The 21,759-nt window shown below is 59.2% G+C and carries 18 protein-coding genes; 14 read left to right on the top strand and 4 right to left on the bottom strand.

The genetic code is table 11. From position 1 onward, the window contains the following. The 4 genes from AB4O12_RS21100 to tssI are packed head-to-tail and all read right to left on the bottom strand — an operon-like array spanning position 1 to position 5,985. The gene (locus AB4O12_RS21100) at positions 1-2,331 is read right to left on the bottom strand and encodes a lipase family protein (protein ID WP_460059677.1); all 2,331 of its coding nucleotides are present in this window, start codon (positions 2,329-2,331) and stop codon (positions 1-3) included. Beyond that, the gene (locus AB4O12_RS21095; RefSeq protein ID WP_460059676.1) at positions 2,328-3,119 is read right to left on the bottom strand and encodes a hypothetical protein; all 792 of its coding nucleotides are present in this window, start codon (positions 3,117-3,119) and stop codon (positions 2,328-2,330) included. The genes AB4O12_RS21100 and AB4O12_RS21095 overlap by 4 nt, the downstream gene beginning before the upstream one ends. Continuing rightward, positions 3,116-3,964: a DUF4123 domain-containing protein gene (locus AB4O12_RS21090; protein WP_460059675.1), complete on the bottom strand. Its 849-nt coding sequence runs from the start codon at positions 3,962-3,964 to the stop codon at positions 3,116-3,118. The genes AB4O12_RS21095 and AB4O12_RS21090 overlap by 4 nt, the downstream gene beginning before the upstream one ends. After that, a complete protein-coding gene (gene tssI, locus AB4O12_RS21085; protein ID WP_460059674.1) occupies positions 3,961-5,985 on the bottom strand; it encodes a type VI secretion system tip protein TssI/VgrG in 2,025 nt (674 codons plus the stop codon). The genes AB4O12_RS21090 and tssI overlap by 4 nt, the downstream gene beginning before the upstream one ends. 698 nt (positions 5,986-6,683) lie before the next feature. On the opposite strand from tssI, the gene tssA reads away from it, so the two are divergent. The 14 genes from tssA to tagH all read left to right on the top strand — a co-directional run bounded on the left by tssA (position 6,684) and on the right by tagH (position 21,759). Next, positions 6,684-8,246, top strand: coding sequence for a type VI secretion system protein TssA (gene tssA / locus AB4O12_RS21080; protein WP_041476610.1), 1,563 nt, complete (start codon positions 6,684-6,686; stop codon positions 8,244-8,246). A gap of 32 nt (positions 8,247-8,278) precedes the next feature. Beyond that, a complete protein-coding gene (gene tssB, locus AB4O12_RS21075) occupies positions 8,279-8,782 on the top strand; it encodes a type VI secretion system contractile sheath small subunit (protein WP_016772498.1) in 504 nt (167 codons plus the stop codon). A 28-nt stretch (positions 8,783-8,810) separates the two neighbouring features. Then, positions 8,811-10,286 (top strand): type VI secretion system contractile sheath large subunit, encoded by a 1,476-nt coding sequence (gene tssC / locus AB4O12_RS21070; protein ID WP_016772499.1) that lies wholly within the window; start codon positions 8,811-8,813, stop codon positions 10,284-10,286. A 9-nt stretch (positions 10,287-10,295) separates the two neighbouring features. Then, positions 10,296-10,703 (top strand): type VI secretion system baseplate subunit TssE, encoded by a 408-nt coding sequence (gene tssE, locus AB4O12_RS21065; protein WP_460059673.1) that lies wholly within the window; start codon positions 10,296-10,298, stop codon positions 10,701-10,703. Between the two features lie 11 nt (positions 10,704-10,714). After that, on the top strand, positions 10,715-11,239 hold the full coding sequence (locus AB4O12_RS21060) for a PAAR domain-containing protein (RefSeq protein ID WP_122087903.1): 525 nt from the start codon (positions 10,715-10,717) through the stop codon (positions 11,237-11,239). A gap of 12 nt (positions 11,240-11,251) precedes the next feature. Beyond that, on the top strand, positions 11,252-12,181 hold the full coding sequence (locus AB4O12_RS21055) for a DUF6402 family protein (RefSeq protein WP_460059672.1): 930 nt from the start codon (positions 11,252-11,254) through the stop codon (positions 12,179-12,181). 80 nt (positions 12,182-12,261) lie between these two features. Continuing rightward, entirely contained in the window at positions 12,262-12,648 is a 387-nt protein-coding gene (locus AB4O12_RS21050; RefSeq protein WP_042608088.1) for a hypothetical protein, read from the top strand. 7 nt (positions 12,649-12,655) lie between these two features. Next, a complete protein-coding gene (locus tag AB4O12_RS21045) occupies positions 12,656-13,078 on the top strand; it encodes a hypothetical protein (RefSeq protein WP_256807601.1) in 423 nt (140 codons plus the stop codon). A gap of 69 nt (positions 13,079-13,147) precedes the next feature. Then, positions 13,148-14,935, top strand: coding sequence for a type VI secretion system baseplate subunit TssF (gene tssF / locus AB4O12_RS21040; protein WP_256807608.1), 1,788 nt, complete (start codon positions 13,148-13,150; stop codon positions 14,933-14,935). After that, positions 14,899-15,906 (top strand): type VI secretion system baseplate subunit TssG, encoded by a 1,008-nt coding sequence (gene tssG, locus AB4O12_RS21035; RefSeq protein WP_056790879.1) that lies wholly within the window; start codon positions 14,899-14,901, stop codon positions 15,904-15,906. Before tssF ends, tssG begins: the two co-directional genes overlap by 37 nt. A gap of 11 nt (positions 15,907-15,917) precedes the next feature. Next, positions 15,918-18,575 carry a type VI secretion system ATPase TssH gene (gene tssH / locus AB4O12_RS21030; RefSeq protein WP_024014823.1) on the top strand — a complete coding sequence of 886 codons (2,658 nt, stop codon included), beginning with the start codon at positions 15,918-15,920 and terminating at the stop codon, positions 18,573-18,575. A gap of 10 nt (positions 18,576-18,585) precedes the next feature. Further along, positions 18,586-20,106, top strand: a complete 1,521-nt coding sequence (locus tag AB4O12_RS21025; protein WP_056790872.1) for a sigma-54 interaction domain-containing protein — start codon at positions 18,586-18,588, stop codon at positions 20,104-20,106. A gap of 297 nt (positions 20,107-20,403) precedes the next feature. After that, on the top strand, positions 20,404-20,544 hold the full coding sequence (locus tag AB4O12_RS21020; protein WP_003229566.1) for a hypothetical protein: 141 nt from the start codon (positions 20,404-20,406) through the stop codon (positions 20,542-20,544). Positions 20,545-20,562: 18 nt separating this feature from the next. Next, positions 20,563-21,759 (top strand): type VI secretion system-associated FHA domain protein TagH, encoded by a 1,197-nt coding sequence (gene tagH, locus AB4O12_RS21015; protein WP_016772508.1) that lies wholly within the window; start codon positions 20,563-20,565, stop codon positions 21,757-21,759.

Genomic DNA, 21,759 nt, shown 5'->3' with positions numbered 1-21,759 from the left:
CTACACAATCGAATCAATATCCAGATGAAACGGCGCGCCAACTGCATGCCCACCGGTCATCGCGGCGATAGCGGCGTCGTGGTCTTCAGCGGCTGGCGGGATCATCGCCAGTTGCTCCTGAACCAGGTTTTCAGGATGGGCGTTCCAGCGCAGCAGACCTTCCTCGACCCATTCGGGCTGGTCGGCATAGCTGCCGTAAACGTCGACCTCGGTGACCCGTTGACTGCGCAGCGCTGTCAGGCGGGCCATGGTCATGCTGATCTTGTCTATTTCCTGATTGAGCATCAGCGTCTTGTGCGCGCGCTCCTGCTCTCGCACGTAAGAACGGTGGTTGTTTTGCAGATCGCGCTTAACGGCCCGCAGCTGTTGCTGAATATTCTCCAGGGCGCTGCTGATCCATTCGTATTCGCGATTGGTCACCAGCGAACGCTTGAGCTGCAGTGCTTCCTGCCAACGGCGCAAGCTGGCCCAGCAGCCGGGGATGTAGCTGCCGACCATTGAGTGGTGACCTGCGGAGAACAACTGCCGCAAAAACGATTCGCGCTCGGGCAAGCCGTTGGTAGCGCGCAGGGCCTTGGCGCAGCCGTGATCGATGATCGTGCTGCAACCCGGTTTCCACAGAATCGACGACTTGTGACCTTCGCCAAATGTCACCGGCATGAAATGACGCAAATCACCGTGATGCCCATAGTCATCTCCCAGTAAGTTGATCATTCCCAGGATCAGAAATGCGAAACCTCCAACTGGATGCAGGGCCACTAGTCCCACGTTGGCCGCATACATTTCCTTCGGCTTGGCGAAAGTATTCATCCATGTGGCGGGGACGCTCGGAACCGGGTCGTTCTGATTGACGATGCGGTGGTGGGCCAATGCTTTGGCGCTTTCGATGAAGGTGGTGTCGCCGGCGCGGGGGGCGCCGTAGGTGTAGAGCACGATTTGCGGGGAGAACTCCAGGTTGCGTCTCAGCATCTCGGACAGGATCAGTGCAACTGCACCGCCCAGACTGTGACCCGTGATCAGCAGCTTTTGCCCGCTGTAGAATTTTTCCAGATAAGTCACGATAAATGGATAAGCCGCCAAAGCGCCACCGTAGAAACCGCGGTGCACTTTGCCTTCGCCTTCGGCAAAGGGAACCTGATAGGCATCGCCGTCACGCCGGCCGTCGGGCCAGATCTCACTGGTACCGCGTACGCTGATCAGGATCAGTTCGTCGTGGTGGCAGATGAAAGCCTGAGTGTCCGTGCTTTCGACCTGTTTGCGATCATCGAAAAAATGCAGTCTGGCGGGGTGTTCTTGTTGATTCCCTAACGCGGGGTCATTCACTTCGGGGTAAAGATTCGGGTCAAACGGCACCACTTCCAGGCGTTTCGAATACGGCACGTCTTCATACAGTGGATAGTATTTCTGCGATTGTGAGTCATCGACCTTCCACAACTCATCGAACTGCGGCAGCGCGTGGCCGAACCAGTTGCCGCTGCTGGGCTGTAGCGGAAAGCTTACCGTGTCGGTCTGCACCGGTTGAGTGTTGGGTTCCTGTCCGAAATCGGTGTAGCTCAGCGTCGCCATCACCGACAGCTGATAAAGGTTGAGCGCGCAGAACGCGTCGCCTGTCGACAGCATTGGCCGTAGCGCTCTCATCGGCCGTACTTCCAGCACATGGTGTTTGTTCGGCAGCAGTGCGACGCCCTTGGGCGGCGGCGGGGAAAACCCCAACTCGACGGTGGCCATCTCCGCCGCACTCAAGATGGTGTGCAGTCCGCCATCCGCAGAAGTTTTATCGACGACCGTGAAGTCTCTGGACTTCGCAGCGGGGCGCATGAGCTTGTGCGCCGCCCTCTTCGGAGCGTCGCGACGAGCAGCCAGCGGCGGCAAGTGGGCGATGTGTTTTACCAGTTCACTGACTTCGACCTGGCAGTACGCATCGGTTTCGGACAGGTCCTTGGCGGGGTTGGCCTGGGTGCGAGTGCCTGTTTTGTGGAAGAAGCGGGTTTTTTCGGCGCGGACTTGGAGTTCGGTGATGGGGAGAGGGTAGTGCGGTCGTTCCTTCAGTCGCGCATATACTTCCTCTTTACCCTGATAAAACTGACTGAGCTTCAGGGTTACGGGACCGCAGTAATGATCAAGAACTTTTCCGGAGCCCGAGGAATCCAGTTTGCCGGTATAAACAATATCTTCGTAATCGACGGCTTCGTAGGTCAAACCGGCGTAGGGTTTGCCATCACCGAACTCGTCCACCAATTGAAAACTTGTGGCTTGTCCGCGTCTTGGGCAGGCGTGGATGTTGCCTTGCATAAAGGCCGCAATGCCGGAATCTGTCGGCTCAATGCTCATGGGGTCTGATCCTTGTTTTCAGTGCAATCGGGGTAAATAGTGCAGATGCGCTCGTCTACCATCCTGAATGTGCTGAAGTCTTTGTAATTGCCGAAACAGAACGCATCCTGATCCTCAAAGGCTTTCCCCATGCAGCGCTTCCATCCGCCGGGCACTTTTACCCACGTGTCACCAAAAGCGGGCTTTTCCCGCTCAGATAATTGGATTTTCAGAGTCACCGTTTTTCCAGAAAGCTGAGTCAGCGTGTACGCCGTGAAAGGACGGCTCCGCCCGACATTGCCCTGTGCATCCATTTTTTTGCAGGTCAGCAGTTTGATCAGATAACGCTTCGGGCCCACCGTGCGAAAAGACCACATGCACTCACCAAAGAACTCAGCTGTCTCGTCATCTCTGAAACTACCCATCTGTCGTTCCAGCAACTCCGGACGTACAGCAATCGAGGCGTAGTCATAGCTGAAGTTGCTTCGCCCTGAACCATAAATACCGATGACCTTGATCTCGATGTAATTCAGCGCCAGCGGACATTCGCTTACGGTTCTGTACAGCGGGATCTCGGAAGTCCCTTGGTACTTCATATTGGTTTTGTTGTATCCCAGCTGAGTGTTTCTCCCGCCAGGCACGGTGCATGTTTGGCCCTTGGCCGGAACATAGGTGGCCGTCAGGTCGTACTTGAATCCAGGTGGAAAATCCGGAACAAACATAAAGGTGTTCGGGGTCTTCACCGTCGTACAACCCACCAGCAATTCCAGGCAACCACTCAGCAGCAACCCTCGTTTCAAGTTCCTCATCGACCTACTTCTCCCTGCCAATACAACGCTTCCTGATATACCCGCTCAAAATGCATCGCCGGATCTTCACCGGGTTTGGGCAGCCATGATTTGCCTGGCCGATATCCCGGTAACTGCAAACTGCGCGTCAGCAAGAAATGCACTTGCTCCGGTTGTTGCCAGCCCCACAAGTGCGTCAGTTGAATCAGGCCCCACAACCATTCATCGACGTCGAGCTGTTCGGCCAGCGTGGCCATGGCTTCGGTATGTTCGCCGACCAGGTAACGGCGGGTGTTGTCGAACAGCACGTTGGCGTAGATCAGCTCCGGGGTCGGCGTGTGCAGCCACGGCGGATCCATCGGCAGCGGGTGGTGGCCGGGGTCCGGGTTGTCGATGGCGTTCCATCGTTCTGCGTGCCAATAGCAAACGCTGTTGAATGGCCCGAGAAACGCCGCGCGGTGCTCGGGTTGCAGGTGCGCCAGCGCACGTCCCAGAACCCGGTTGTCATGCACGCGGTACACCGCCTGATTCGGACGTTCGCCGGTTATCAGGCGATCGCGCCAATGCGCCGCCAGCAGATCAAGTTCGACGTGACGGGCACTGGCCAGCCAGCCCCAATTGCGCTCGGGCGTGGCGAGCAAGGTCTGGATCGCGGGATGCTGCGCCGTATCGATCTGCAACAGCAGCGGGCCGGTCGGCACCAGCGACTCGGCCGGCGTGCCGGTGTAGAGCGGACGAAACCGCTCGGTGCCGAGGTCGCGGGTCAACGCAGCGTGCTCTGCGCTGTGGCCGTCGGTGTCGAGCATCAGATACAGATCGCAGCCGGCGCAGGACTGAGCGTGCAACCATTGTTCGACCGGGCTCATGCGACTTCTCCCAGCTCGCACAGACCCGCTGCGCAGGCTTCGCACAGCGGGCAAAAATCCGCTGCCTGCTGGCGGGCGCTGTTGACGATCGACAGCGGTGTGGCGCTGCTCGGAAGAATCAGGCCAGCCTCTGCCTGTAGCGGTTGTAGCGGTGCGAGACCCGGCAGTGGCGCGCCGCCCTGAACGATGGGCACGCTGCTGAAAATCCCGCCGGCATTGATCACGACGTGATGACCGCCCGCTGACAGCGTCAGGCTCATGCCGGCATCGATCACCACGTTGCTTGCCGTGACATGCGCCTGCTGGCCGGCCTGGATCACCAGAGCGCCCAGGGTCTGGCTGCTGGTGCCGCTGACCTGCAACAAGTCATCGGCGTTGATCACGGTGCTGCGCAGCCCTTGATGAGTGCGCGAATCCCTGCCCTCGATGAGACTGGTGCTGTCATTGCCGACATGCTCATGGCGGTCACGAGTGATCAGGCTGCGGCTGTCGTTGAGGATCAGTTGCTCAAGGTCGCGCTGCGCGCGCAGGCAGATTTTCTCCTGCCCGGCGCGATCCTCGACCGACAGCTCGTTGTAGCCGCCATTGCGCGGTGAGCTCTGGCTGCGTAATACCGTGCGAGTTTTACTCGCCGGCAAGGGATGAGCGACGGCATTGACCTTGTTGGCGACGCAGCCGGTAATCAGCGGTTGGTCCGGGTCGCCTTCCTGGAAGGTCACGACCACTTCCATGTCGACCCGGGGAATGGTCACCGCACCGAATCCGTCACCTGCCCAACTGGACGCTACGCGTAACCAGCAACTGCTTTTTTCGCTGTTGCGTTCAGCGCGATCCCAAGGAAACTCGACACGAACCCTGCCGTATTCATCACAGAAGATCTCTTCTCCGGGAGGCCCGGTAACGCGCGCGGTCTGGCAGACCAGCAAGGGCCTTGGCGCGGGCAAAGGCGGACGGTAAACCACCTCTGCGGGAATGGCCCTGAAGGTATTGCGGTAACCCTGGGAAAAACCATCGGCAGGTTTCGCCTCGCTGCTGAAAGCCTCTTCGAGCACCGCCGGTTGCTTGCCTTCGTGACTGAGACTGACCAGCAGCCACAACTCGTTGCAGTCGGCCCTGGGATGTTCGCTCAGCTCGAACAGGTGACCGCTGCGCAAAATCGGCTGATTGCTTTTGCCTTCAATCCATTGATAGTCGCTGCGATGGCGCTCCAATGCCTGACGCGCCAGCTGTTTGCCGTGCTTCTCGGACTTGATCAGCAGTGGATAGCGATAGTCCTCCAGAGCCGGCGTGAATTCTGCGGTGAAGCGGCTTTCCAGCAGCAGGCTTGGGCGCTTGAGGTCATAGTCGCGGCGGGTGACCGTGCTGGTACGTGTGTTGAAGCCCATGCTCAGGTGGTTGACCACCGGGTGTTCGGCGACCATGCCGCTATCGACCCTGAAGGGTGTGGTGCCCAATTTGCGCGCGAACACCGGGCTGTCGCTGAACACCAGCAAATGCCTGTCGAGCGAATGCTGGTGGTGCCAGGCAATACCCTCTTCGGCGCACAGGCGCTGGATGAACAGGAAGTCGCTTTCGCCGTATTGCGTGCAGTACTCACGAGGCTCACCGGCGGCGACATTGAACGTGAAGTCATCGGCCTGGATGCCATGCCCTTTGAGCACTTGCGCGATGATCTGCGGCACTGTCAGCTGCTGGAAAATCCGCTGGTCGTGGCTCATTTGCAGATAATGCAGCGCCGGTACCACTGACAGCTCATAGCGGGTCAGGCGCTTTCCCGATTCGCCGAGCATGACATTTTCGATCCGCCCGTGAATGCCTTCGCCCGCTAACCCGAATTGCAGAAAAGCAGGCTGGCTGAGCAGGCTTTCCAGATCGAAGTCCGCGTACTCGCTCACCAGCTCGATGCGAAATGCGTACAGCTGACTGATCGCTTCGGTGCCAGTGAACGCGAGCACCTTGAAGTCGTGACGAATGGCCGGGATATGCAGTGAGAATGGCGCGCAGTGGCCTTTGCCGAACATGGGCTTGTCCTTAAGCAAAGTGAGTCAAAGCGCGATACCGTCCTCCCTGATCGCCGCGCATGAAAAGTTGCCAGGGCAAGCTAGCGGCGCGGCAAACTAATTGATGTAAGAAGTATCCCTGAAATTTGTCAGAGTATTCCGGTGTGGAAGTCTTGGTTGGAATGCGAGAAGTGTCTGTAGGACGCGGCTCGGATAACTATCGAAGTGCCAGTATTTGCCGGGGGAGTAAAGTTTCAGAACAATGAAATGCCATCATTATAGTGGCACTTTTTGCATTGATCGTTGTCGCTGCAAACTTCTCGATGGAACCCGGTCATTTTAGGAAGTGTCCTACTTCTATTTTTTTTTGAATTTGGCATGCTGCACGCCGCTCGAGGGTGCGGGCGTCAGGTAAACTCGCCCGGCTGCGGCCGAGGCTCTGGGACAATGGTTTGGCGGGAGCCGGGAAAATGCGCTGATTTATAAACGGCATCAGGGAAACCCCTGCGATATATAGGGCGATCTCCTACAGATCGCAATGAACAGTTCGTCTTGTTGTTTAATCAGATGCTTGCTAGTGGCCATCATAGTGATTACGATGCGCCCACTTGAAAGAGCACATCTCAATTGGATGAGTCGCTGAACTGCTCTTCGATACTGTCCCGCGTTGCTGAAACTCCATTCGCGCGCATGACTGTAATCCTTAATAAAGGCCATGGATGTCCTACTCAAGCAAACTTTCCGCCCATTACCTCGAACTCGCAAAAGTCTCTGTTTCCAAAGAGAATTTCGCGGGCGAAGACGTTCGTTTTTCGATCGAATTCGAGGCGCTGGAAAGTGAGCTGGCCAAGGCTTCGTCGATGCACGAAAGCGGGCAGATCGACTGGCTGAAAATCCGCGAAAACAGCGAAAATCTGCTGCGTACCCAATCCAAGGATCTGCGTGTCGGCGCCTGGCTGACGTGGTCGCTATACCAGCGCGAATCCTTCCCCGGGCTGCTTGCCGGCCTCGGTCTGCTGCACCATCTGTCGGAAAACAACTGGGCCGACGTACACCCGCTCAAACCCCGCACCCGTGCCGCCGCGATCGGCTGGCTGGTGCCGCGTCTCGAGCAGGTCATCACCGAAAACATTGCGATCAAAGAGCAGTTGCCGATGTTCCGGCAGCTCTCTGAGCACCTGGCCGGTCTTGAGGCCGCGTGCACTGAACATCTGGGCGATGACGCGCCACTGCTGCTGCCGATCTCCCGCCGCCTGAAAACCATGATCCAGCGTGCCGCCGACAACCAGCCGGCACCCGGCGTGGTGGGGGCGGCGGTGGCGCAGGTCAAGCAGGCCGCGACCCAGCTGCTCACTCCTGGCGCACCGATCGACAACGAGCGGGATGCGCACAAAGCCCTGCGCGCCCAGCAGGACAGCGCCCGGCCGTTGTGTGCCTGGTGGCTCAAGCAGAAGGCTACCGATCTGCGTGCCCTGCGCCTCAATCGCACGCTGTTGTGGATGACCATCGACGCAGTGCCCGAGCGCAACGCCGAGCAGATCACCGTGCTGCGCGGTCTGCCGCTGGAAAAACTCAAGCTCTATCAGGACCGTTTCGATCAGGGCAAATACGCCGATCTGCTGGTGGAACTGGAGGCGAGCCTGGCGAAGGCGCCGTTCTGGTTCGATGGCCAGAGGATGGTCTGGGAATGTCTCCAGAACCTCAACGCCGAGCTGGCAATGCGCGAAGTGGAAATCCACTTCGCGCTTTTGATTCAGCGCCTGCCGGGCATCATCGAGTTGCGCTTCCATGACGGCGCGCCGTTTGCCGATCCGTCCACCCGGGCGTGGATCGCCGCCAATGTCATGCCGCACCTGCAAAGCGCCAGCGCGCCGCGCAAGGTCGAAAGCGAGAACGTCGAAACCCAGCCGGCCTGGGAAAAAGCCCTCGAGGAAGTCCAGCCGATCCTGCGCAAGGAAGGCTTGAAGCCGGCCGTGCAGATTCTCAAGCAGGGTCTGCAATCGGCCCACGGTGGCCGTGAACGCTTCTTCTGGCAGTTCACCCTCGCGCGGCTGTGTTTCCTGGCCAAGAAATACGAACTGGCCAAGAACCAGCTCGAAACCCTCGATCAGACATTACAGGACTCAGGCCTGCACGCCTGGGAGCCCGATCTTGCATTGCAAGTGCTGCACCTGCTGCACAGTTGCTGCGAGTTGTTGCCGCAGAACCACGCCGTACGTGAAAGCAAGGAAGAGATTTATCGCAGGCTGTGCCACCTCGACCTCGAAGTGGTACTCGAATAGGCCCCAGGGCCACAACCGCAAGGAGAAAAGCCATGGCCAAAGAAGGCTCGGTAGCCCCCAAGGAACGCATCAACGTCACCTTCAAACCCGCCACCGGCGGAGCTCAGGAAGAGATTGAACTGCCGCTGAAGCTGCTGGCAATCGGTGACTACACCCACCGCAAGGACGATCGCAAAATCGAAGATCGCAAGCCGATCAGCATCGACAAGATGACCTTCGACGAAGTGTTGGCCAAGCAAGAGCTGGGTCTGACGCTGAGCGTGCCGAACCGTCTGCAGGAAGATGGCGAGGCTGAAGAGCTGGCCGTGCAATTGCGCGTCAATTCGATGAAGGACTTCAACCCGGCCAGCCTGGTCGAGCAAGTGCCTGAGCTGAAAAAACTGATGGAACTGCGCGATGCGCTGGTGGCCCTCAAAGGCCCGCTGGGTAACGCACCTGCGTTCCGTAAAGCGATCGAAGGCGTGCTCGCCGACGACGAATCCCGCGGTCGCGTACTCGGTGAGCTGGGCCTGAACGCCGCAGCCCCGGACGCCTGAGACTCCAGTAGCCAAGGAAGCCAACACAATGAGCACTAGCGCAGCACAAGAGAAGAGCGCCGCCAGCGGCGAATACAGCATTCTCGACAGCATCATCGCCGAAACCCGTCTGACTCCGGACGACGAAGCCTACGACATCGCCAAGCGTGGCGTGTCGGCGTTCATCGAAGAGCTGCTCAAGCCGCAGAACAACGGTGAGCCGGTCAAGAAAGCCATGGTTGACCGCATGATCGCCGAGATCGATGCCAAGCTCAGCCGTCAGATGGACGAGATCCTGCACCACCCGGATTTCCAGGCGCTGGAATCGTCGTGGCGTGGTCTGCAGTTGCTGGTCGATCGCACCAACTTCCGCGAAAACATCAAGATCGAAATCCTCAACGTCTCCAAAGAAGACCTGCTGGACGATTTCGAAGATTCGCCGGAAGTCATGCAGTCGGGCCTGTACAAGCACATCTACACCGCTGAATACGGCCAGTTCGGTGGTCAGCCAGTGGGCGCGATCATCGCCAACTACTACATGTCGCCAAGCTCGCCAGACGTCAAGCTGATGCAGTACGTGGCCAGCGTTTCGTGCATGTCCCACGCGCCGTTCATCGCTGCCGCCGGGCCGAAATTCTTCGGTCTGGAAAGCTTCACCGGCCTGCCGGATCTGAAAGATCTGAAAGACCACTTCGAAGGCCCGCAATTCGCCAAATGGCAGAGCTTCCGTACCTCGGAAGACTCGCGCTACGTTGGCCTGACCGTGCCGCGTTTCCTGCTGCGTAACCCGTACGATCCGGAAGAAAACCCGGTGAAATCGTTCGTGTACAAGGAAACCGTTGCCAACAGCCATGAGCACTACCTGTGGGGCAACACCGCTTACGCGTTCGGCACCAAACTGACCGACAGCTTCGCCAAATTCCGCTGGTGCCCGAACATCATCGGCCCGCAGAGCGGTGGCGCGGTTGAAGACCTGCCTCTGCACCATTTCGAAAGCATGGGCGAAATCGAAACCAAGATCCCTACCGAAGTATTGGTTTCCGACCGTCGTGAATACGAACTGGCCGAGGAAGGCTTCATCTCCCTGACCATGCGTAAAGGCTCCGACAACGCGGCGTTCTTCTCCGCCAGCTCGGTACAGAAGCCGAAGTTCTTCGGCATCAGCGCAGAAGGCAAGGCCGCAGAGCTGAACTACAAGCTCGGCACCCAACTGCCGTACATGATGATCGTCAACCGTCTGGCTCACTACTTGAAAGTGCTGCAGCGCGAGCAACTCGGTTCGTGGAAAGAGCGTACCGACCTCGAGCTGGAACTGAACAAGTGGATCCGTCAGTACGTTGCCGACCAGGAAAACCCGAGCGCCGAAGTGCGTGGCCGTCGTCCGCTGCGCGCTGCGCAAGTGATCGTCAGCGACGTTGAAGGCGAGCCGGGCTGGTACCGCGTGAGCTTGAACGTGCGTCCGCACTTCAAGTACATGGGTGCCGATTTCACCCTGTCGCTGGTTGGCAAGCTGGACAAAGAGTAAGAGCGACTCATGGACGGATACGGCAGCCTGTTCGAACGCCTCAACGGCGACGCACAACTACGCAAGGGCAACAGCCTTGAGGCTTGTGCCATGGCGTCAGTGGCTGCCCATCTGGCCAAAATGCTCAGCACCCGGGCCGGCAGCGTGCAAACGCTGGCCGACTACGGGTTGCCCGATCTCAATGACATGCGCCTGAGCCTGCACGACTCCCTGAGTCAGGCACGTCTGGCTATCGAAAACTTCATCGAAGCCTACGAGCCACGCCTGAGCAATGTGCGTGTCATTTCCCTGCCGCGTGACCACGATCAACTGCGCCTGGCCTTCAGTATCGAAGGCCTGCTGGAAGTTGAAGGGTTCAAGCGCCAGGTCAGGTTTTCCGCGCGCCTGGATGGCAGCGGTCAAGTCAAGGTCACCTAAGGAGATCCCCGATGTCTGGCAAACCCGCAGCACGCGTATCCGACCCCACCGCTTGCCCGCTCCCCGGCCACGGCACCAACCCGATCGCCGCCGGTTCCGGCGACGTATTCTTCGACGGCCTCGCGGCCGCCCGCCAAGGCGATGCGTCGGCGTGTGGTGGTGCGATGTCGGGCGGTTTGGCGACCACTGTGTTGATCAACGGCAAGCCTGCCGCGACGGTTGATTCGGTGGGGACCCATGGCAACAAGGTTACGGCTGGATCCGGCACGGTGATTATTGGCAATTCGCATACGCCGGCACCGTTTGTGCCGCCGTTGCCGGTGGAGATCAAATGGCCGTTCAACGAGCACTACGTGATCAATTGTCAGGACTCTGGGAAGCCACTGGCGGGAGTGGCATACAGCTTCAAAACAGCCTCGGGGAAAGTTATCAGTGGGGTCACGGGAGCCGACGGGAAGACGCAAAAAATCTCGTCCTCTATAGCGGAGTCCTATGAGTTGACTATTGAACAGCAATCTGAAGTCGTAATTGGATAAAAGGATTTTGTTATGGCGGATACGAAAATAGCATCAAGTCTGACGCCGGCCAGTAACCAAACTGGTAAGTCTGCAGCTGTCCGTCAATTCAAAATCACAGATATACCTGATGCGATGGATAAGATGAAATGGCCAGTTGCTGCGAAGCTTATGCGCCACTGGTTTGATGGCGCGCCATGGCCAACCGCCGATGGTGCGATGAGTAAAGAGGTCAAAGACCATATTGCTCTTGCTGACATCGCCTACGTGAATGACACTATCGTAAAAATGGACTGGTTGATGCAGTTTGAACCTGCGAAAGCTGTCATTGAAGAGCTTAAGTCTGCTTGGGATAATACTGCAGGTCGTAATAATATAAGCAAGAAGATTAAAGATAAGTATCTTGGCTCGGCGCCGGGTGTCTATCCTTTTAAGTTTGCGAGCGCCAGGAAGGTTGAAGAGTTTGGATACAGCAATAGTCGAGCAGTTAAATTTGGCCTGATAGACAAGACTGATGAGTTGCGAGCTGCGCTGGCAAACTTTAATGTCCGCGTATTTCCAGAAGGAAAACTGGTGATTTCCGTAGATAGCATTCAGCTGTTTGTGGAGCGAATTGGGTTTTATGCTGAGGACGCGTATGACTTCAATGACTCACCGGATGACAATTTCAGTCAGCCATTGGGGTTCTGGAACTTTGATGGTATAGCCAACCCTGCCTATGCGGCCACCGCAAATACCGGTGCAGCGCAGATGAAGTCAGACATCGCTTCAAACCCCTATATCAGTGCGGAAGATTCTCAGGCGATGTTTAGGGAAATAGAGAGCTCGCGTTATTTCTATATTACAAATTCTCACTTTGTAAAATATCGGATGGAATTTAAAAAAGGCGGTGATTTCCAGGTTTTGTCTGATGTTCAATATCAAAACGTTCCCGCGACAGTTATTAGTGTTTGGAATAAATGATGCGCATTTTTACTCGTGTACAATCCGCTGTCGAACTGGGTGTGGCGAAAAAATGACTACGCTTAAAAAAGAAAAGGCTAGTGCCTATCAGTTTGCTCTTGGTGTTTATTGCGTTGCTCGTTTATTGCTTGAACGCAATGCTGGATTATCCTGCAAGTACAACTACAGCTAGTCCCTCGGGCCGCTACACAATTGAGAATGTACGTGTCGGCAGGATCTTCATGCTTGGTGGCATGGCGTATTTAAGAGTTATCGATTCAAAAGAGCCAGAAAAGGTATATCGAACCCCGTTGTATGATACTCAGTCATTGGATATGCGTACATTTGAAGATGATGCTGAGGTTGGAATTACTTGGATCTCCTTCGAAAAGAAAGATAAGGCTTTTGTAATTTCCATGCCGCAATGGGAAGAAAGCTGGCTGAATATTTTCATCAGTAATACACCCTACGAGATTCTGGAAAACTGATAGCAGTATGAATAGCTACGTCCGTCTCGACCTATGTTTATTAACCCACGCCCTCGGATGCGTGGCTTATGCATTCTTGAATTACGCGGTTGTGCATGCTTACAAGCTTTTTAACGGCGGATTTACCTCCCATGGCGTCGCCATCGGAATTGCGACTTACTCACTGTTTTACATTTTTCTGGGCGTCAATCTGATCGTTGCGCTGACTCCAAATCTGGTTGCCAAGCTGGTCATCCTTTTTCTGATGGTGGGCTTCATCCTGCTCTGGATGCTACCCGACAACCCGTTCAGAGCCCTGTTCTACGGCGTGGCCCAAGGTTGCGTCACGTTGCTGGCGATCCTCACCACTCAAGTCATCGAGTTGCGCTGGGCTTTGCGAAACATCACAGGTCGCATTCAGCCAAGTCGGCCTGCAGGTGCAATCCAATGACCAAGTCGGGCGTTGAACGTAATTCACAGGTCGGTAATTCCATGAGCTCCATTACCAGGCAGGTACCCCGTGTCCTTTAACCACTACTACCAAAGCGAACTCACCGCACTGCGCCAGCTCGGTCGCCGTTTCGCCGAGCGTAGTCCGGCGCTGGCGCCGTATCTGGGGCAGGCCGGGCGGGATCCGGATGTGGAGCGGTTGCTGGAAGGCTTTGCATTCCTCACCGGGCGCCTGCGGCAGAAGCTCGATGACGAACTGCCGGAGCTCAGCCATTCGCTGATGCAGCTGCTGTGGCCGAACTACATGCGCCCGCTGCCGGCGTTCAGCATTCTGCAGTTTGATCCGCTCAAGCGTTCCGGCCCGGCGCTGCTGGTTGAGCGCGATACGCCGATCGAGAGCAAGCCGATAGAAGACGTGCGCTGCCGCTTCCGCACCTGCTATCCGACCGAAGTCTTGCCGCTGGATCTGGCTGCGCTGAATTACTCGGTGAAGGGCGATGGCTCGCTGCTCAGCCTGCGCCTCGAGATGAGCGCTGACGGCCACCTCGGCGAACTGGAGCTGAGCAAATTGCGCCTGCACTTTGCCGGCGAGCGCTACATCAGCCAGATGCTTTATCTGAGCCTGCTGCGCAACCTCGACGGCATCGAGCTGATTCCGCTCGACGCCGCCGGCAAGCCGATTGATGGCGTCAGCGGCAAGCCGATGGCGTTCAAGATTCCCGGTGATCGGGTCAAACCGGTGGGCTTTGCCGAAGAAGAAGCGTTGATTCCGTATCCGCTGAACACCTTCCGTGGCTATCGCTACCTGCAGGAATATTTCGCCTTCCAGGACAAGTTCCTGTTCGTCGACGTCAACGGTCTGGACATTCTCAAGGCGCTGCCGGAAGACACGCTCAAGCAGATGCGTGGTCTCGAACTGCGCTTCGACATCCGCAAGAGCGGCATCATGCGTATGCGCCCGACCCTCGATAACGTGAAGCTGTTCTGCACGCCGATCGTCAATCTGTTCGAGCACGACGCGCTGCCGATCCGTCTCGATGGCAAGCAGGACGAGTACCTGTTGCTACCGGCGGAATACGACCTGGAAAACTGCGGTGTGTTCTCGGTGGAAACCGTCACTGGCTGGAAGCCCGGCGGTCTCGGTTATCAGGAATACGTGCCGTTCGAGTCCTTCGAGCACGACCCGAGTTTCGACGTGCCCAACAGCCGTCCGCATTACAGCATTCGCCAGCGTTCGTCTTTGCTGCATGACGGCCTCGACACTTACCTGAGCTTCGGCATCCGCCACACCGAAGCCCACGAAACCCTGTCGATCGAGCTGATGTGCACCAACCAGAACCTGCCGAAAAAGCTCAAGCTCGGCGACATCTGCATGGCCAGCGAGCAGACCCCGGAATTCCTCAGTTTCCGCAACATCACCCCGGCCACTCCGAGCTTCGCGCCGCCGCTGAACCGTGACTTCCTGTGGAAGCTGATCAGCAACATGTCGCTTAACTATCTGTCGCTGGCGGACGTCAATGCGTTGAAGGTGATTCTGGAAACCTACGACCTGCCGCGCTACTACGACCAGCACGCGGAGAAGGTCAGCAAGCGCCTGCTGGGCGGCCTCAAGCACATCAAGCATCACCACGTCGACCGACTGCATCGCGGTCTGCCGGTACGCGGCTTGCGCACCGAACTGACCATCGACCCGGAAGGCTATATCGGCGAAGGCGACCTGTTCGTCTTCGCTTCGGTTCTCAACGAGTTTTTCGCGCTTTACGCCAGTCTCAATTCATTCCATGAGCTGCGGGTAAAAAGCACACAGGGAGAGGTGTACCAATGGACACCACGTATGGGCCTGCAGCCCCTGCTTTAAGCGGGCTGACCAAGGTAATACGCGAGTACTCGCTGTTTCAGGCCGTGCTGCTGGTGATCGACCGGCTGCGCGAGGCACACCCGCATCTGAGCGAAGACGATCTGTACGACCAGGTCGAGTTCCAGGCCAACCCGAGCCTGGGCTTTCCGCGCAGCGACGTCGATCGCGTCGAGTTTTTCGAAGAGCACGGCAAGATGCGCGCGCGCATGCGCTTCAACCTGATCGGCCTGGTCGGCTCCGGTTCGCCACTGCCAGCGTTCTATGGCGAACAAGCCCTGGGCGACAGCGAGGACGGCAACCCGACGCGCAATTTCCTCGACCTGTTCCACCATCGCCTGCAACGACTGATGCTGCCGATCTGGCGCAAGTACCGCTACCGCGCGAGCTTCCAGAGCGGTGCGATCGACCCGTTCTCGGCGCAACTCTTTGCGCTGATCGGCCTGGGCGGCGACGAGATCCGCAAGGCCAAGGAACTCAACTGGAAACGCCTGCTGCCGTACCTCGGCCTGCTCAGTTTGCGGGCGCACTCGGCGGCGCTGATCGAAGCCGTGCTGCGTTACTACTTCAAGCACGAAGACCTGGTCATCGAGCAGTGCATCGAGCGCCGCGTGGAAATTCTCGACGAGCAGCGCAATCGTTTGGGTCGCGCCAACAGCGTACTCGGCGAAGACCTGGTGCTGGGCGAGCACGTGCGCGATCGCAGCGGCAAATTCCGCATCCACATCACCGAACTCGACTGGCAGCGATTCCATGAATTCCTGCCGATCGGTTTCGGCTACCAGCCGCTCTGCGCGCTGGTGCGGTTCACCTTGCGTGACCCGCTCGATTACGACATCCGCCTGGTCCTGCGCCAGGAAGAAATCCGCGAACTGCGCATCGGTGAGCAGAACGCCTGTCGCCTCGGTTGGACCAGTTGGCTGGGCCGCGAAAAAGCGGACGGCGTGGTGACCCTGGGCAGCAAAATTCATTAAGGACGTGAGCCATGATCAACGTAGACCTGCAACAACTCATCCAGGCGCTGGACGCCGAAACCCGTCGTGATCTGGAACGTTCGGCCGAGCGTTGCGTCGCCCGTGGCGGCAGCAAGATCCTCGTCGAAGACTTGCTGCTGGGCTTGCTCGAGCGCCCGAACGGCTTGCTGTCGCGCGCGCTGCAAGATGCTGACGTCGACGCCGGTGAACTGACCGCTGCATTGCAGTCGCGGGTCGAGCACAGTGCTTCGCGCAACCCGGTGTTCGCCCCGGAACTGGTGCAATGGCTGCAAGACGCACTGCTGGTGGCCAACCTCGAACTGGGCCAGACCCAGGTCGAAGACGCGGCGCTGATCCTGGCGTTGCTGCGCAACCCGATGCGTTATGCCGGCAGCCGCTATCAACCGCTGCTTGCCAAACTGAACATTGATCGCCTGAAAGAATTTGCCCTGTCGCAACAGGAGCAACCGGCGGCCAACGGCAAACCGGCCGCACAGGGCGAATCGCTGTTGCAGCGCTTCACCCACAACCTGACCCAACAGGCCCGCGACGGCAAACTCGACCCGGTGCTCTGCCGCGATGGCGCGATCCGCCAGATGGTCGACATCCTTGCCCGTCGGCGCAAGAACAACCCGATCGTCGTCGGTGAGGCCGGTGTCGGTAAGACCGCCATCGTCGAAGGCCTCGCCTCGCGCATCGCTGCTGGTGAAGTGCCGCAGGTGCTCAAAGGCGTTGAATTACTCTCGCTGGACATGGGCCTGTTGCAGGCCGGCGCCAGCGTCAAAGGTGAATTCGAGCGTCGTTTGAAAGGCGTGATTGATGAGGTCAAAGCCTCGCCAAAACCGATCATTCTGTTCATCGACGAAGCTCACACCCTGATCGGCGCGGGCGGCAATGCCGGCGGTTCCGACGCGGCCAACCTGCTGAAACCGGCACTGGCCCGTGGCGAACTGCGCACCATCGCTGCCACCACCTGGGCCGAGTACAAGAAATACTTCGAGAAAGACCCGGCGCTGGCGCGTCGCTTCCAGCCCGTGCAACTGCACGAACCGACTGTCAGCGAAGCGGTGACCATTCTGCGTGGTCTGGCTCAGGTCTACGAGAAGAGCCACGGCATCTACCTGCGCGATGACGCGGTGGTGTCCGCTGCTGAATTGTCCGCGCGTTACCTGGCCGGTCGGCAACTGCCGGACAAGGCTGTAGACGTCCTCGACACCGCGTGCGCCCGCGTGCGCATCAGCCTCGCTGCGGCCCCGGAAAGCCTCGAGCGCCTGCGTGGCGAACTGGCTGAAGGCGGCCGCCAGCGTCAGGCCCTGCGCCGCGATGCCGAGGCCGGTCTGCTGATCGACCACGAAGCGCTGGAGGCGCTGGAAGCGCGGCTGGACGAAGCCGAAAGCGAGATGGTTGCGCTCGAGACCCTGTGGACTGAGCAGAAAGAGCTCGCCGAGCGTCTGCTGGAACTGCGTCAGCAACTGGCCAAGGCCCGCGAGGCTGCAGCTGTTGAGCCGACCGTCAGCGTGGAAGAAGACGCCGAAGGCACCGTGATTGAAACTGTGGTCGCCGAAGTCGAAGAAGGCCAGAGCGTCGAAGCGCTGGAAGCCCAATTGCATGAAACCCACGCCGCGTTGACTGCCGCGCAAGTCAAAGAACGCCTGGTCAGCTTCGAAGTCTGCCCGCGTCTGGTTGCCGAAGTGATCAGCGCCTGGACCGGCGTGCCGTTGGCCCAACTGGCCCGCGAGCACAACGCCAAGGTCGCCAGTTTCGCCACCGATCTGCGCACGCGCATCCGTGGTCAGGAACAAGCCGTGCACGCGCTGGATCGCTCGATGCGCGCGACCGCTGCCGGTCTGAACAAGCCTGATGCACCGGTCGGTGTGTTCCTGCTGGTCGGCCCGAGCGGCGTCGGCAAGACCGAAACCGCGCTGGCACTGGCGGACCTGCTGTACGGCGGCGACCGCTTCATCACCACCATCAACATGTCCGAGTTCCAGGAAAAGCACACCGTCTCGCGTCTGATTGGTGCGCCACCGGGCTACGTCGGTTACGGCGAGGGCGGCATGCTCACCGAAGCCGTGCGTCAGAAGCCGTATTCGGTGGTGTTGCTCGATGAAGTCGAGAAGGCTGATCCGGACGTGCTCAACCTGTTCTACCAAATCTTCGACAAAGGCGTGGCCAACGATGGCGAAGGTCGCGAGATCGACTTCCGCAACACGTTGATCCTCATGACCTCGAACCTCGGTAGCGACAAGATCAGCGAACTCTGCGAAGACGGCGCGCGGCCGACCGCCGAAGTGCTCGAAGAAACCATTCGCCCGGTACTCAGCAAACACTTCAAACCGGCGCTGCTGGCGCGGATGAAAGTGGTGCCGTACTACCCGGTGGGCGGCCCGGTGCTGCGCGAGCTGATCGAGATCAAACTCGGCCGTCTCGGCGAGCGCCTGAACCGTCGTCAGTTGGAGTTCAGCTGGTGCCAGAACCTCGTCGATCACCTGTCCGAGCGCTGCACGCAAAGCGAAAGCGGCGCGCGCCTGATCGATCATCTGCTCGATCAACACGTACTGCCGCTGGTGGCCGACCGTCTGCTCGACGCGATGGCGACCGGCGAGAGCCTCAAGCGTGTGCATGCCACGCTCGACGGCAATTCCAGCGTGACCTGCGAGTTCGTCTGAGGTGGGCGTGATGTTCACTCAAGTGCCGCAGCCACTGGTCTATGCCGAAGCGTTGCTGGCGCAGTTCGCCAGTCTTTCGCGCGCGGCGGACAGTGCTGCGCTGCTGGGTGAATTCGTCCGTGGCCTGGCCGAGCTGAGCGGCTGTGAATTGACGCAGCTGTATCTGCTCGATGCCACCCACACTTGCCTGGGGATGAACGCCGAGTGCCTCGACGGTGCGCTGCAACCGCGTCAGGCGGCGAGCCTGCCAGCGGATTACAACGGCGAGCAACTGCTGCAATTCGCCCTGTGCCAGAACCGCGTGGTGTGCCTCGACGACCTGACCGGCAGCCTGCACGAAACCAGTTTTCTACCGGCGGCGAGCACGCCGTGGCAGTCGCTGTTGTGCGTGCCGCTGGTCAATCAGCACAAGTCGGTCGAGGGCTTGTTGCTGTGTGCCAGTCGTCGTCGCACTGACTTGCAGGGTTTCGCCGACTCCCTCGGCCAGCTCGGCTCGTTCGTGCTCGGCCAACTGCATCTGCTGCAACGCCTGCGTCAGCCAGCCGCCGAATCGGCCACCGCCACACGCAGCGTGCCGAGCATCAGCGGCTACGGCCTGATCGGCAAAAGCGCGGCGATGCGCCAGACCTATTCGCTGATCAGCAAGATTCTTCACAGCCCGTACACTGTGCTGTTGCGTGGCGAGACCGGCACCGGCAAGGAGGTGGTGGCGCGGGCGATCCACGATTGCGGCCCGCGTCGCTCCCAGGCGTTCATCGTGCAGAACTGCGCGGCGTTTCCGGAAAACCTGCTGGAAAGCGAACTGTTCGGCTACCGCAAAGGCGCCTTCACCGGCGCCGATCGAGATCGCGCAGGGCTGTTCGACGCGGCCAATGGCGGCACGTTGCTGCTCGATGAAATCGGCGACATGCCGTTGTCGCTGCAAGCGAAGATTCTGCGTGTGTTGCAGGAAGGCGAGATTCGTCCGCTGGGTTCCAACGACACGCACAAGATCGACGTGCGCATCATCGCCGCGACGCACCGTGATCTGGCGGCGCTGGTCAGCGAAGGCAAGTTCCGCGAGGACTTGTACTACCGCCTCGCACAATTCCCGATCGAGCTGCCGGCCCTGCGTCAGCGCGAAGGCGACATCCTCGATCTGGCCCGGCATTTCGCCGAGAAGACCTGCACCTTTCTGCAGCGTGATCCGGTGCGCTGGTCGGATTCGGCGCTGGAGCATCTGTGCGGTTACACCTTCCCCGGCAACGTTCGCGAACTCAAGGCGCTGGTCGAGCGCGCGGTGTTGCTCTGCGAGGGTGGCGAGTTGCTCGCCGAGCATTTTTCCCTGCGCCTGGAACCGATGCCCGAAGACAACAGCGGCCTGAATCTGCGCGAACGCCTGGAGCAAGTCGAGCGCACATTGCTCCTCGATTGTCTGCGCAAGAACGACGGCAACCAGACCCTCGCGGCCCGCGAGCTGGGCCTGCCACGGCGCACGCTGCTGTACCGCCTCGGGCGCCTGAATATCAATTTGGGTGACTTTGATGGTTGAGCTACAGCACTTCTTCGAACCCAACACATACCCTGTGGCGAGGGGATTTATCCCCGTTCGGCTGCGCAGCAGTCGCAGTCCGGTACATACGGTTTCACTGAGAAATCGCGCTGGCAGGTTATGGGGGCGCTGCGCACCCCAACGGGGACAAGTCCCCTCGCCACGGGAGGTCGCCGTACCTCCAGGCTATGGCTCAAGGCCCCGATCTAGAGGCTTCGAGCCCACCTCAAAAACTTATTTCAGCGCCGCCCGCAAGGGTCGGCGCTTTGTGCTTTGTCTACACCTGGAGACCCTCTGATGTCTGTTCGTCACTGGCACGCTGTCCTGCTGACCCTCGTCGTTCTATGCGGCCTTGGCGGCTGTAGCGGCAATTACAAATTCAACGACAACGACTATCGCCCGTTGGGTGATCCGCAAGCGGTCAATCGCGGCAAGTGACCGCAAGGAGCATCAAACATGGAATTGGTTTTCGAAATGCTGAACACCAAGCAGTTCGTGCCCACCGAGCTGTGCCAGCGGACCTTCAAGCAGGCCGGCGGCGTGATCGGGCGCGGCGAGGACTGCGACTGGATCATCCCTGACCGCAAGCGGCACCTGTCCAATCATCACGCGATTGTCAGCTACCGCGAGGGCTCGTTCTTCCTCACCGACACCAGCAGCAACGGTGTCCAGGACGGCAGCAGCGGCGCGCGCCTGCACAAGGGCGAGCCGGTGCGCATCGAGCACGGCAGCACCTACATTCTCGGCGACTTCGAGATCCGCGCGCGGCTGGTTCGTGACCCGGCGACCTTCGACGGCGAAGTCGGCCGTCCGCGCGCCGCTGGCAGCATCATTCCGGATGACGCGTTCCTCGACCTCGACCCGCTCAATGCCCTCGAACAGCAAGAGCGCGTGTACTCGGAAATCGACGAACTGCTGTCGCCGACCGCCAAGCCGGAAGACTCCCGTCAGCGTGCCGACTACGCGCGCATCGATATGGAAAGCCTGATGGTCCCCGAGCTGATTGCCGCCCCGGTCGAACCTGAGCCGGCGCCTGCGCCGAAAGCCGTCGAGCGTCAGAGCGAAGGTTTCTGGGAACACTTCGGCGCGGCGCTGGGCGTCGACGTCAAAGGCCTCAGCCACGACGAACGTGAAGCGCTGGCGCTGAACGCTGCGCGCCTGCTGCGCCAGAGCATCGGCGGTTTGCAGCAGAGCCTGCGCACCCGCTCCGAGCTGAAAAACGAGCTGCGTTTGGCCCAGACCACCGTGCAAGGCACCAACAAGAACCCGCTGAAATTCGCCGTCGACCCGAGCGAAGCGCTACAGATTCTGTTGCAGCCAAGCAAGCCCGGGCACCTGCCGGCCGAGCAGGCGATCTCCCGCGCATTCCGTGATTTGCAGGCGCACCAAGTGGCTCTGCTAACCGCCAGTCGCGCCGCTGTGCGTGGCACCCTGGAGCACTTCTCGCCGGAGCAACTGACCCTGCGTTTCGAGCGCGACAGCAAGCCGTTGATCGCCACGTCGGGTGGGCGCTGGAGAGCGTTCGGCCGCTATCACCAGGCACTGCGTCAGGACGATGACTGGAGCGAGCGTCTGCTGGCCCGCGACTTCGCCCAGGCCTACGAAGAACAGATCCGCCTGATCTCCACCCTCCACACCGACCACCAAGGATGA

It is taken from the genome of Pseudomonas sp. S2_A05 (assembly GCF_054668485.1).
Note: the sequence above shows the minus strand (reverse complement) of the source record. Positions and strands in the feature narration are given on the sequence as shown.